Raw genomic sequence first — 12586 nt, 5'->3', positions numbered from 1 at the left:
CGTATGTCCTCCCAACTTGCATTGAAATCGAGAATTATTTCCACACAGTCTTTGGGTAAAATCTTTAAGGCTCAGGAAATGATTGCGTCTTCTCATATCGCTAAAGCGCGAGATATTGCGCTTAATGCTAAGCCTTATAGTGACGCAATTTTCGATGCCGTGCAGGCGTTGGTAGCTCATCATGAAGCAAATATTAAGCATCCTATTTTTGGTAAAGAGCATGCCGGCAATCGCGTAGCAGTTTTAGCTCTTACTTCTGATCGTGGTATGGCAGGTGCGTTTACGTCTTCGATTATTCGTGAGACTGAAGCACTTCTTGCAAAACTCGATGCAGAAGGTAAGCATGCAGAACTGTACGTGTACGGTCGACGCGGTGCAACTTACTACAAGTATCGCAATCGCGATGTGGCAGGTACTTGGGAAGGTTCTACTGACCATCCTGACGTTACTATTGCTGAAAAGATTTCCGATACTTTAATGGATGCTTATATGACGCCGGAAGCAGAAGGCGGAGTTTCGGAACTGTATATTGTGTTCACTGAATTTATAAATATGGTGAGGCAAAAAGTTCGTACGTTACGCATGCTGCCAGTTGAGCTGGTTCCTTTGAAGGACGGTGAAGAGTTTTCTATGCATCGTCCTGACTATGAAGCAGCTTCTGGTCCTTCAGCAGCATTGTCGTCTACGAGCGCAGTTTCGGCTCGTGAAGAAGCAGTAAGCCGCAGCAATCCAGAAGCTGTGGAGTATTGCTTCGAACCAAGCCCGGATGAAGTATTGGATGCTGTTTTGCCGAAGTATATTCAGTCTCGTATTCACGAGTGCTTACTTACTTCTGCTGCTTCCGAAACGGCAAGCAGACAGAACGCTATGCATACGGCTACAGATAACGCCCGCAATTTGGTGGATGATTTGACAAGAAAGCTTAATGCTTCTCGTCAGGCATCCATTACTCAAGAACTTACCGAGATTATCGGCAGCGCTGATGCGCTGAATAATGAGGAGGATTAGGAGCATATGGCTGAAAATCAGACCACAGCGCCTCCAGAAGCTGAGCAGGAGGTCGATCCAACAGCTGGTCGCGTAACCCGCGTTCAGGGTTCCGTGATTGACGTTGAATTCCCGGTCGGCTATCTGCCGGATATTTACAATGCTCTCAAAGTCGATATTGCTACCGTTGGTAACACGGAAGGTGATACCGTTCACGAGATCACGCTGGAAGTTGAGCAGCACCTTGGTGATTCGACTGTGCGTGCAGTTGCTTTAAAGCCTACTGACGGTTTGGTTCGTGGTGCTTTAGTGCGAGATACTGGCGGCCCAATTTCTGTACCTGTTGGTGACATTACTAAGGGTCACGTGTTCGATGTTACAGGCAACATTTTGAATGCTAAGCCTGGCGAGCACATTGAAGTAACTGAGCGTTGGCCAATTCACCGTAACCCACCTGCTTTTGATCAGCTTGAGTCTAAGACTCAGATGTTCGAAACTGGTATTAAGGTTATCGATTTGCTTACCCCTTACGTTCAGGGCGGTAAAATTGGTCTGTTCGGTGGTGCAGGCGTTGGTAAAACTGTGTTGATTCAGGAAATGATTCAGCGCGTTGCACAGAATCACGGTGGTGTGTCTGTGTTTGCTGGCGTTGGCGAACGTACCCGTGAAGGTAACGATTTGATTGGCGAAATGGCTGATGCTGGCGTTTTGGAGAAAACAGCGCTTGTCTTTGGTCAGATGGATGAGCCTCCTGGGACTCGTCTTCGTGTGCCTCTTACCGCTTTGACTATGGCTGAGTACTTCCGCGATGTGCAGAATCAGGATGTGTTGCTGTTCATCGATAACATATTCCGCTTTACTCAGGCTGGTTCTGAGGTTTCCACGCTGCTTGGTCGTATGCCTTCCGCAGTTGGTTACCAGCCAAACTTGGCAGATGAAATGGGTGCATTGCAGGAGCGTATTACTTCTACACGCGGCCATTCCATTACGTCACTTCAGGCTATTTACGTTCCTGCAGATGATTACACTGATCCTGCACCTGCAACAACCTTTACGCACTTGGATGCAACTACTGAGCTTTCGCGTGATATTGCAGCTAAGGGTATTTACCCAGCTGTGGATCCTTTGACTTCTACTTCTAGAATTTTGGATCCGCGTTACGTTGGTCAGGCTCATTATGATTGCGCGAACCGCGTTAAGGCTATTTTGCAGCGTAACAAGGAGCTTCAGGACATCATCGCTTTGATTGGTATCGATGAGCTTGGTGAGGAAGATAAGACTACTGTGAGCCGCGCTCGTAAGATTGAGCAGTTCCTTGGTCAGAACTTCTATGTGGCTGAAAAGTTCACTGGTCGTCCAGGTTCTTATGTGCCAGCAGACGAAACCATTGAGGCATTCACTCGCATTTGCGATGGTGTTTACGATGAGATTCCTGAGCAGGCATTCTCTGGTATCGGTGGCATTGATGATCTTGAGCGTCGTTGGCACGATATGCAGCAAGAGTTTGGTGCGTGATTATGTCGGAGAAGCAAGTAAAATCGCTGCACGTTAGTGTGGTGGCAGCCAGGCATCCTGTTTGGGAAGGTGACGCCAAGTTTGTGGTTATTCCTTCTGTGAATGGCGCAATGGGCGTGCTTCCTGGACATGAGGCTGTGCTTGCGTTGATTGATCACGGTTTTGTGAAGGTTGACGATTTGAAGGGTGTGCGTCACGTTTTTAAAGTGACAGACGGCTTCTTCTCTGTTGATTCTGATCATATTACTATTGCTGTTGAGCATAGTTGTAACGTTGATAAAGACGGCAACGTGCTGCCTAACGCTAAGGTGATTTAGGCTTACGTATAAGTGAAGTAAGCGAAAAGGCAGGAGTTTGGGTATCCCGAGCTCCTGTCTTTTGTTTTTGGCGTGCGTTGTAAAGTTTCTGCCGTTTTTTGGCGTGTAGGCGACTTTTTCTTTACACGCGCGTAAAATTTCTGCCGTTTTTCTGCTCTTTCGCGACCTTTTCTGTACACGCGCGTAAAATTTCTGCCGTTTTATCGCCTTAATCCGACCTAAACGTTACAGCGTTGTAAAGTTTCTGCCGTGCAGGGGTGCAAGGTTTGTTAGGAGCTTTGGTTTGAGTCTTGGTTTGAGTCTTGGTTTGAGTCTTGGTTTTGGTTTGAGTTTTTGTTTAGGCTTATGTTTTGGGATTGTGTTGGCAGCACTAGCAGTATCGCGCTTCAATTTGTAATCATCGCTAATTTTGTCTTCAGAAGCGTAGTATGTAGTATTTTTCACTTTTGAAGGCAGATTCGCATTTTCACTTTCAAAACTGTAATATTTTTTCACTTTTGAAAGTGAGTGCCTATTTGCGCTCGCGTTTGCTTGTTTGTTTTCTTGCTTGCGTTCGCGTGCTAAGGCTCTTTCTTTTTGCTTAAGTTTTGCGAATCTTTACTTTTGAATATGCAAAATCGCAATTATCTTTACTTTTGATGGTTGTTATGTGTAAATAAGTAAAGATTTTAGTGCGTGAGTATTTAGATTCGTCATGATTTGTCTCAATTTGTTTCGAGCAGCCATTGCGCTATGTCTATTACGCGTATTCCGTCAATGTCATAAGAATCGTGACGCGTATTTGCAAGCAGGATTTTAGGGTAAGAGTCTTTTATTGCTTTTAGTGGCGAAAGTTCGCGCTCCAACGTTGCATCGTTACTAATATTGTCTGAAACTTGAATATAAATCTTTTTGCTCGCCTTTACTGCCACAAAATCTACTTCTTTTTGGTAAAGCTTGCCAACATAAATTGAGTATCCTCTTCGCATAAGCTCAAGTGCCACAATATTTTCGTATGCTCTTCCGTAATCCATGTTGCGAGTGCCCAGAATTGCGTAGCGTAGTGCGGTATCTGCTAAATAGTATTTTTCGTTTGTTTCTAAGTATTTTTTGCCGCGAATATCGTAGCGTTTTACTTTATAAAACATGAATGCATTGCATAAATATTTTAGATAATTGCCAACAGTTATGTGAGTTGTTTCAATCTGATTCTGCTTAAGTATTGAGCTTACATTGTTTGCAGTTGTGAGATTTGCAATATTATCCATTAAAAATTCGCATATTGAGTCAAGAAGTGACACTTCCGATATTGCGTATTTGTCTACTAAATCGCGTTTAACAAGAGTTGTATACACGTTTTTTATGTACGCTTCAGCATCGTCTTGGTTCGCGTAAACGTATGAGCCGGCAAGTCCGCCCTGTTGCAAATACCTTTGTAGAGCATCGTTAAAGTTGCTTGTTATTTCAAAGTATTCGCAATATTCTGCAAAGCTGAAAGGGAATATTGGTATTTCAATAAATCTTCCACTAAACAGTGTTGCAAGGTCCGAGCTAAGTAAGAATGCGTTGGATCCCGTTAAGTAAATATCGTATTTATTGCTATTGTGAAGGCTATTAATCGCAAGCTCAAATTTTGGACACAATTGCACTTCGTCAATCATAAGAACGTTGTAAGCGCCTGGTATATAACGGCTTTCAACGTATTCAAAAAGGCTTTTGTAATTTTTCAGATTTTCATAATTTAGGTTATTAAAGTCAATGTTGATTATGTTAAGTTTTTGGTTGTTTGAGTTATCTTGTTGTTGTAGTGCGTTTGGAAGTTGCGCATGCTTTGCTGACGCGTAAAGTTTGCTACTTTGATTGCTGTAGGTATTTTCTAAATACGTGCGGTAAGCGCGCAGCAACTCAGATTTTCCGCTGCGTCGAATGCCAGTGATGATTTTTATATCTGGTGTGCCTTTAAGTCGCTTTAGGCGATTTAGGTAATCTGTTCTCTCGATTAGTTTCATTTCAATCGCCTTTCGTCTTCAAAATAGTAGTATTTTTCACTTTTGAAAGCAGATTCGTATTTTCACTTTCAAAACTTTAATTTTATTTCACTTTTGAAAGTATTATATCATTTTCACTTTCAAAACTGTAATATTTTTTCACTTTTGAAAGTGGAAGCGTCTGTTTGCGTTCGCGTGCGAAGGCCCTTTCTTTTTGCTTAATATTGTTGATTTTTGGCTACGGGGGGGGGGTACTCTTATATGTGATTGTTGATGAACTTCTGGCTTTACTTTTATCAATCTGCCAGTTGTTTCAACGTGTAATATTTGCGCTTTTTGCGCGAGAGAAGAAAGGATAAAGTATGCTAAAGAAAAAAGCGATAGGTGCTTTTGTTGCTGCTGCTACTTTGCTTAGTGGTTTTGCTTTTGCATCGCTTGCTCCAGTTGCCTTTGCAACTGATGGCAACAGTGGTAGTGATATAGAGAAAAATTGCGAAGTTCGTGAAAAATATGATGATGAAAGACTTGGCTTAGGCGTTTACACCCGTACTCTATATTGTAAAGATTCCAACGATTCTGAATATCATGAGGCATCGGCTGAAAAAAGAATACAATGGAGTAAAGCCGTTGCAAAGAGACTTAATATTCCAGGAGAACCTATTCAGGGTGCGCCATATTGGTGTGATAAAAATTTTTGCCCATTAGGCTCTTTTATTGATTCTGATCGTGTGGACAATTATATTACAGAAAAACTGAAAACGAGCGATGTGTTTTGCTATTATGCAGCTCATGGCACAGGTCTTCGCAAAGATGAAAACGGCATAGAAAGACTTAATGTAACATTCGGCGGCCCTGACTACTGCGATAAACATGCATGTAAAAGCGCTAGTAGAGGTACCGAAGAATTTAAAGTATGCCAAGCGCATGGATATTTCAATGATAGCGAAGATCAGTCTGGTTCAGACCAAACTCCCGCTCCTGAAACTAATCCTACTAAGAACCAAAACAGTAAACCAGATGGCAGTTCACCTGCTAAGTCTGGTTCTACTGTAGGTACAGCTCCTAAGTTAAGTGAAGGATTAGTAACATCGTCTTCTTCTGATTCAACTTCTTCTTCTAATTCGGAAGCCAATGATCAGGTGAATGCTTCTGCTAGCGTTCCTACTGCTCCTAAGAGTGTTAATGATCTTAAGCCGGAAGTTGAGAATAAGATTACCGTTGGTAACAATAATGTTGCTCAAGCTGGTGCGGCTAATAAGGTCACTCTTCATGTTGATGATGCTAAGTTTAATGCTGAGCTGAAGGAGAATGGTTCTGCTAAGGCTTATGCGTTCATTTACTCTACTCCTAAGCTTTTGCACAGTGTGAGTGGTAGTGATTATGTGACAGTTAAGCTTGGTGCTGATGGTGTTCCTTATTTTGACGCTCAATTCCCTGCAGGATATTCAGGTAAGCATACTGTTGTTCTTGTAGATAAAGAGGGCAAGCAGCTCGCTTGGACGAATATTACTGTAGTGAATAATGTCGTTAAGACTGCTTTGGATGTTGTTGCTAGCAATTTGCCTGGCACTGGTGTAGGTGTTGGTATAACTGCAATTGTTATGGCTGTTCTTGCTGGTGTCGGTGTTACTTTGCGTAAAGTTCGCCGCTAGTTAATCAATTAGCTGGTTAACTGACTGGATTGCTAGATAACCAGCTAATTGATTAATTAATATTGCTGTTATTGGCAGCAGCAATAGTTTATTAAGGGCTTTCGCTCGCGTTCGCTTGTTTGTTTTCTTGCTTGCGTTCGCGTGCGAAGGCTCTTTCTTTTTGCTTAGGTTTTGCGAAGTGGGATTTGCTAGGTGTTAAAGCGTGTAAATTATCTACGCCGAAACGAGTGGCGTGATGTTGCCGATGCTTTTTGCGTTTGTGTGGATTCGTCAAATTGCAAAATATTCTGTAATCAAAATGCATTGCGAATAGTAAAATAGTGCGTAGTTGTTTTTGATTTGGGTGCGTGTGTTGGTAGGTAGAAGAAATGATTGATAAAGAAACGCAAAAGTTACGACTAGAAAACGTTGCAATAGCATTATCTTCAGCAAAGTTAGAAGGAGGCATGGTTTCTTCTGCATGCTTGGCTGATACAAGAAAATATATTCGAGGTTCTATAAGCGCTGATGAGCTTATATCTCTAACTCGTAAGCGTTACGGTCTGGAATAGTTAATCTTAATCTGTTTAAGGGTTAAATGATGGTTGATGAAGTTTTTGACCCGTATCTTATTCCTCACACGCGAGTGCTGAAGAACAAGCTGAATGTACAAACTCAGGAAGATCTTGATTTCTTTGAAAACGATTTAGTTTCAGTTCGCAGTTATAAGTTGTACGAACACTTGCCGCATGCAGAAGGAACTGTTAAGCAGTTGCAGTGGATTCATCATTATCTTTTTCAAGATGTTTATGATTGGGCTGGTCAGATTCGCACTATAGACATGACTAAAGGCGGCGGCGAACCGTTTCATCCGCTTGAATACATGGGCGTTGGGATTCGTTACTGTGAGCAAACGCTTAAAAATGATAATTTATTGCAAGATTTATCTATTGATGAGTTTATTAGTAAGCTAAGTGTAAATTACAATAATTTTAATGTTTTACACCCATTTCGTGAGGGCAATGGTAGAACGCAACGCGTTTTTTGGGATATAGTTGCGCGAGATGCTGGATACCATTTCGATTGGGGATTAATAACGCAGCGTGTTAACGATGAAGCTTCAATCCAGGCTAAAGATGCTAACGATACAAAGCTTCTTGAAGATATGTTCCACATTATTACAAAGCCTTTGCAGGTTGAGCTTTTAGCGCAGCAGCAGTTTGCGCATCTTGTTGAAGAAGAATACGAATACGCGCCGAATGTGGCTAGTGTTTTGCAGGATAAGGATTACGCTGCGTATAAAACGCGTTACGGCATAGATTGAATTTAGCGATTGTGTATTGCTAATGCCGAAGCGAGTGACATGATGTTGCTGATGTTGCCAGTTCTGCCGATGTTTCTATAGTGCGTTTTTGCCAAAATGTAGGTATAGGCGAATATATTTTGCCTGCTATACCGCTGTTTTGCGAAAATGTCGGTATAGATGAATGTTTTTTACTCGCTATGCCTTCATTTTGCCAAAATGTAGGTATAGAACATGTTTTTCTGTAAACTATGACGACATTTTTCTATTTTGTGACTTTTGTGGGATATTGCTGCGGTTTTTGATGATTGATAGAGTGTTTGATGTTGGGAGTGAGGAAAGTGATGTTTAGGAATGTTGTTGCGATTGAGCGCGCGCTTGGAACGGGGATTATTATCTCTAGCAACGTGCCGATTTCGCAGCGCGTTGAGCAGCGGATTCGCGCTTTTGTTGATGAGTATGAATCGGTGCTTTCGCGCTTTCGTGAAGATTCGCTTGTTTCGCGCATGGCTCGTGCGGAGCATGGCGGCGATTTTGAGTTTCCAACGTGGGTGCAGCCGCTTTTTGCAATTTATGACGAGTTTTACGCTGCTACGCGCGGAGCTTTCGACGCGTGCGTTGGTGCGGATTTGCTTGCGCTTGGCTACGATAATTCTGTGCAATTCGTTCCGGAGTCGGTTGTCAGCGCGAGCAATGATAGCGTCAGTGTCAGTGGTAATTGGAGCAAATATCGCCGCGCTTTGCCAGTTAAGTGGGCAGATATTTCGCGAGATGACGACAGCACAACGCTTTGCACAAATCAACCAGTGCAGCTTGATTTTGGTGCAGCGGGTAAGGGCTATTTTGTAGATCTTGTAACGAATATTCTTAAAGACGAGCTTGGTGACGATTCGCCTGCGAATAGTGATTTGCCTTCGGATTGCGATTTTTTGGTAAATGCTGGCGGTGATATGCGCGCTTGTTTTAGCGATGAAGATTATCAAATAAAAGTTGCGCTGGAAAATCCTTTTGATACAACGCAAGCGGTAGGTGCGGCATCAATTGTAAGTGGAGCGTTGTGCGCTTCGTCTAATGCGAGAAGGCGATGGAAAGTAAAAGACGCAAATTGTCTTGCAGCTAATGCTTTTGAATCTAATTGTCACAAATCTAATGGTTGCGAATCCGATGCTTTTGAATCTAATCTAATTGCCACTCACTTAATCAACGCTTTAGACGGCATTCCTGCTTGCGATTTATGCGCAAGCTGGGCATATGTTCCTGCTAAAACTTGCGCTTTTCCAACGGCTTATGCCGATGCGCTCGCAACTGCGTTGTTTGTTTCGCAAGAAAACGATTTGCAAACAATCGTGCAAACTGTCGGCGCTGAGTTTGCTGTAATCTCGCCAAATTGCGCGGCTTGCCAAGTTCGCAAAACGTCCGCCTTTCCCGCGCACTTTTTTGCCGACTAATGCTGGCGATGCTAACTAATGCCTAATAATGACGATGCGAGCTAACTTGCTTGCGCAAATCGAAGCTCGTCGCAAACAATACGAGTCCTATCGCGATCAACTCCTAACTTTCAAGCGTGCGTAATTTAGTTATGCACAATTTATGTAAAACAAACTATAAAAGCGTATTTAGTATTACAATTTACATAAATTACATTTCTAGTGAGACTCGCAGAAGAGATTGAGGAGGTGAGAAATGTCTGATAGACTTGTTGATAACAGCAGCCCCCTAAGCCTACTAACAGTGCTCAAACCTGGGGGTTCTTTTTCTGACTAATCGCCTTATTGTTTAATGCATTGTTGCGTTGTGCTTTGTGTAACTCAAAGCTTGCATGCAGAAATCGAAGATCGTAAAAAGCGATGCGAATACTATCACTGATGATTGTGTGCGTTTACAGTAGAATATTAAAGAACGCTTATTTAATTATTGCGTAATTATTGCGTTTATTTAATTATGGCGCATACACGTGCACAAATTGCACAAATGGGGAGCAGCAAATGGACACTCGCAAAGAAGAAGAACGCGCGGAATTGCATCGCACGATTTGGAAGATTGCCGATGATTTGCGAGGTTCTGTTGATGGTTGGGACTTTAAAGCATACGTATTGTGCACAATGTTTTATCGCTATATTTCCGAGAATTTATGCGATTATATTAATAAAGATGAGCATGAATCTGAAGGCGGAGATCCAAACTTTGATTATGCAACAATAAGCGATGAAGATGCTGAGCCTCTTCGCGGTGACATGATTAGTGAAAAAGGCTTCTTTATACTTCCTAGCGAACTGTTTTGCAATGTGCTTAAGAACGCTCCTCAAGATAGCAATCTAAACGAAACATTGAGCTGCGTGTTCCGCAATATTGAAGCTTCTTCTCAAGGAACTGATTCGTCTGGCGATTTTAAGGGATTATTCTCCGATTACGATGTGAATAACATTAAGCTTGCAGACACTGTTGAAGGCAGAAATAAGCGTTTTGTTAAGTTATTGCAAGTGATTAGTGAGATGAAGCTTGGTAGCGTAAACAACAATGTGATTGAGGCTTTTGGTGACGCTTACGAGTATTTGATGGGCTTGTATGCTTCTAACGCTGGCAAGTCTGGCGGCGAATACTTTACGCCTGCAGAAGTCTCAATGCTGCTCACTCGCCTTGGAACAGTTGGAAAATCAAGCATTTCAGACGTGTACGACCCAGCATGCGGATCTGGCTCGCTTCTGCTAAAAGCGAAAAAAGTGCTAGGCATTGAAAATATTAATGGCGGTTTTTACGGTCAAGAAAAGAACGTTACTAGCTACAACTTGTGCCGCATGAACATGTTTTTGCACGATGTGAATTTTAACAAGTTTGAGATTACGTGCGGCGATACTCTTATAAATCCGCAAATCGATGCTAATAAAAAGTTTGAGCTAGTGGTTTCTAATCCGCCTTATTCCACAAGTTGGGAGGGGGATTCTAATCCTTTGATGATTAACGATCCTCGTTTTGCTCCAGCTGGAGTTCTTGCTCCAAAAAGCAAGGCGGATATGGCGTTTGTTTTGCACTGCTTGGCGCATCTAGCAGAAAATGGCGCTGCTGCAATTGTTTGCTTCCCAGGAATTATGTATCGAGGTGGAGCCGAGCAAAAGATTCGCCAATATTTAGTTGAGCATAATGCTGTCGATTGCGTGATTCAACTTCCGAGCAACTTATTCTTTGGTACTTCGATTGCTACATGCATTATGGTTTTGCGCAAAAACAAGAGGAATGATACTTCTGTACTGTTTGTTGATGCGAGCCGAGAGTTTGTAAAGTCAACGAATAGTAACAAGCTTTCGGACGAGAACATTGAGCAGATTGTTAACTGGTACACTTCTAGGCAAGATGTGGAGCATATTGCGCACGTTGCGTCTTTGGAAGAAGTGGAGTCAAATAAATACAATCTTTCCGTTTCTACATACGTTGAAGCAGAAGATACTCGCGAAAAGATTGATATTACAGAGCTTAATGCGCAATTAAAAACGATTTGCGCTCGCGAGCAAGAGTTGCGCGAACAAATTGAGAAGATTGTAAGCGAGATTGAAGCTGGCGGTGTTAACTCTGATAATAGCGAGGTGACTCAATGACTAGCAAACTTGAGGAGTTAATCGCTGAATTGTGCCCGAACGGTGTGGAGTATAAGAAGATTGGTGATATTGGCAAAGTTTCAATGTGTAAACGTATTCTAAAAAATCAAACCAATCCTGTTGGAGATATTCCGTTTTATAAAATTGGGACATTCGGCAAAAAAGCAGATTCTTTCATTTCAAATAAGCTTTTCCACGAATATAAGCAAAAATATAGTTTTCCAAATAAAGGCGATATCTTAATTTCTGCTGCTGGCACAATAGGAAGAGTGGTTGTCTATGACGGCGAGCCAGCGTATTTTCAAGATTCTAACATTGTTTGGGTTGCAAATGATGAAAAGAAAATTCTAAATAGTTTTTTGTATTATATTTATCAATTAGAACCTTGGAAAGTCTCAAGCGGAGGAACTATATCAAGGCTTTACAATGAGAATATTGCTGGAGCAACAATCCCAGTGCCGCCGCTTGAGGTTCAAGAGGAGATTGTGCGGATTTTAGATACGTTTACAGAGCTTACAGCAGAGCTTACAGCAGAGCTTACAGCTCGTAAAAAGCAATACGAATACTATCGAGATACACTGCTTACATTTGACGACAACAATCCTCTTCACTCGCTTATATCGCGCTGCTGCCCGAATGGTGTTGAGTATAAGAATCTTAAAGAATTAGGTTCATTCTTTGGTGGATTGACTGGTAAGAATAAGAATGATTTTGTTGATGGAAATGCTCGTTATATAACCTATAAAAATGTGTATTGTAATGCAGCTGTAGATTTCTCTACAAATGATTTTGTTAAGGTTTCTGATGGTGAAAAGCAAAATGTTTTACAATATGGTGATGTAATTTTTACCGGCTCATCTGAAACTCCTGATGAATGTGGTTTTTCGTCTGCTGTTACCTGTCGCCTAAATGAAGAAGTATATTTAAACAGTTTTTGTTTTGCTTTTCGATTCAACGATGTAAGCATGATGAATCCTGATTTTTCTAAATATCTGTTTCGTTCAAGTGCGTTGCGTTCTCAAATAAAGCGAACTGCTAACGGTGTTACGCGATTTAATGTATCTAAAGCATTAATGAGTAAAGTAACAATCCCCATCCCACCTCTAGAAGTACAGCATCAAATCGTACAAATTCTGGATCGCTTTGACGCGTTGTGCAATGATTTAACTCAAGGACTGCCTGCAGAAATCGAAGCTAGACGCAAGCAATACGAGTACTATCGCGATCAACTCCTTACCTTCAAGCGTGCATAATAGAAAAATGTGAGTAAGAGTAA

At 41.9% G+C, this 12586-nt stretch carries 10 protein-coding genes; 9 read left to right on the top strand and 1 reads right to left on the bottom strand.

Annotation, left to right across the window (positions count from 1 at the left end; translation table 11 throughout):
• The first annotated feature begins 3 nt into the window (after nucleotides 1-3).
• The 3 genes from HXT34_RS05570 to HXT34_RS05560 are packed head-to-tail and all read left to right on the top strand — an operon-like array spanning nucleotide 4 to nucleotide 2819.
• Nucleotides 4-1008: a F0F1 ATP synthase subunit gamma gene (locus tag HXT34_RS05570; RefSeq protein WP_004574170.1), complete on the top strand. Its 1005-nt coding sequence runs from the start codon at nucleotides 4-6 to the stop codon at nucleotides 1006-1008.
• A gap of 6 nt (nucleotides 1009-1014) precedes the next feature.
• Nucleotides 1015-2502: a F0F1 ATP synthase subunit beta gene (gene atpD / locus HXT34_RS05565; protein ID WP_415683210.1), complete on the top strand. Its 1488-nt coding sequence runs from the start codon at nucleotides 1015-1017 to the stop codon at nucleotides 2500-2502.
• 2 nt (nucleotides 2503-2504) lie between these two features.
• Complete coding sequence (locus tag HXT34_RS05560) at nucleotides 2505-2819, top strand: F0F1 ATP synthase subunit epsilon (RefSeq protein ID WP_032835331.1); 315 nt, start codon at nucleotides 2505-2507, stop codon at nucleotides 2817-2819.
• Nucleotides 2820-3523: 704 nt separating this feature from the next.
• Here HXT34_RS05560 and HXT34_RS05555 read toward each other — a convergent pair.
• A complete protein-coding gene (locus tag HXT34_RS05555) occupies nucleotides 3524-4807 on the bottom strand; it encodes an ATP-binding protein (protein WP_421784773.1) in 1284 nt (427 codons plus the stop codon).
• 341 nt (nucleotides 4808-5148) lie between these two features.
• Between HXT34_RS05555 and HXT34_RS05550 the strand changes: the two genes are divergently transcribed.
• The 6 genes from HXT34_RS05550 (at nucleotide 5149) to HXT34_RS05525 (ending at nucleotide 12563) form a co-directional block, all read left to right on the top strand.
• The gene (locus tag HXT34_RS05550; RefSeq protein WP_421784771.1) at nucleotides 5149-6438 is read left to right on the top strand and encodes a hypothetical protein; all 1290 of its coding nucleotides are present in this window, start codon (nucleotides 5149-5151) and stop codon (nucleotides 6436-6438) included.
• A gap of 368 nt (nucleotides 6439-6806) precedes the next feature.
• Nucleotides 6807-6989 carry an antitoxin VbhA family protein gene (locus tag HXT34_RS05545; RefSeq protein WP_415683214.1) on the top strand — a complete coding sequence of 61 codons (183 nt, stop codon included), beginning with the start codon at nucleotides 6807-6809 and terminating at the stop codon, nucleotides 6987-6989.
• 29 nt (nucleotides 6990-7018) lie between these two features.
• A complete protein-coding gene (locus tag HXT34_RS05540; protein WP_415687395.1) occupies nucleotides 7019-7741 on the top strand; it encodes a Fic/DOC family protein in 723 nt (240 codons plus the stop codon).
• Between the two features lie 323 nt (nucleotides 7742-8064).
• Complete coding sequence (locus tag HXT34_RS05535; protein WP_415683215.1) at nucleotides 8065-9168, top strand: FAD:protein FMN transferase; 1104 nt, start codon at nucleotides 8065-8067, stop codon at nucleotides 9166-9168.
• A 537-nt stretch (nucleotides 9169-9705) separates the two neighbouring features.
• Entirely contained in the window at nucleotides 9706-11310 is a 1605-nt protein-coding gene (locus HXT34_RS05530; RefSeq protein ID WP_415683216.1) for a type I restriction-modification system subunit M, read from the top strand.
• Nucleotides 11307-12563 (top strand): restriction endonuclease subunit S, encoded by a 1257-nt coding sequence (locus HXT34_RS05525; RefSeq protein WP_415683217.1) that lies wholly within the window; start codon nucleotides 11307-11309, stop codon nucleotides 12561-12563. Before HXT34_RS05530 ends, HXT34_RS05525 begins: the two co-directional genes overlap by 4 nt.
• Nucleotides 12564-12586 lie beyond the last annotated feature (23 nt).

Origin of the sequence: Gardnerella sp. DNF00983 (assembly GCF_049244265.1) — a bacterium.
Taxonomy (GTDB): domain Bacteria; phylum Actinomycetota; class Actinomycetes; order Actinomycetales; family Bifidobacteriaceae; genus Bifidobacterium; species Bifidobacterium vaginale_J.
This window is presented reverse-complemented; position numbering and strand designations above follow the sequence as displayed.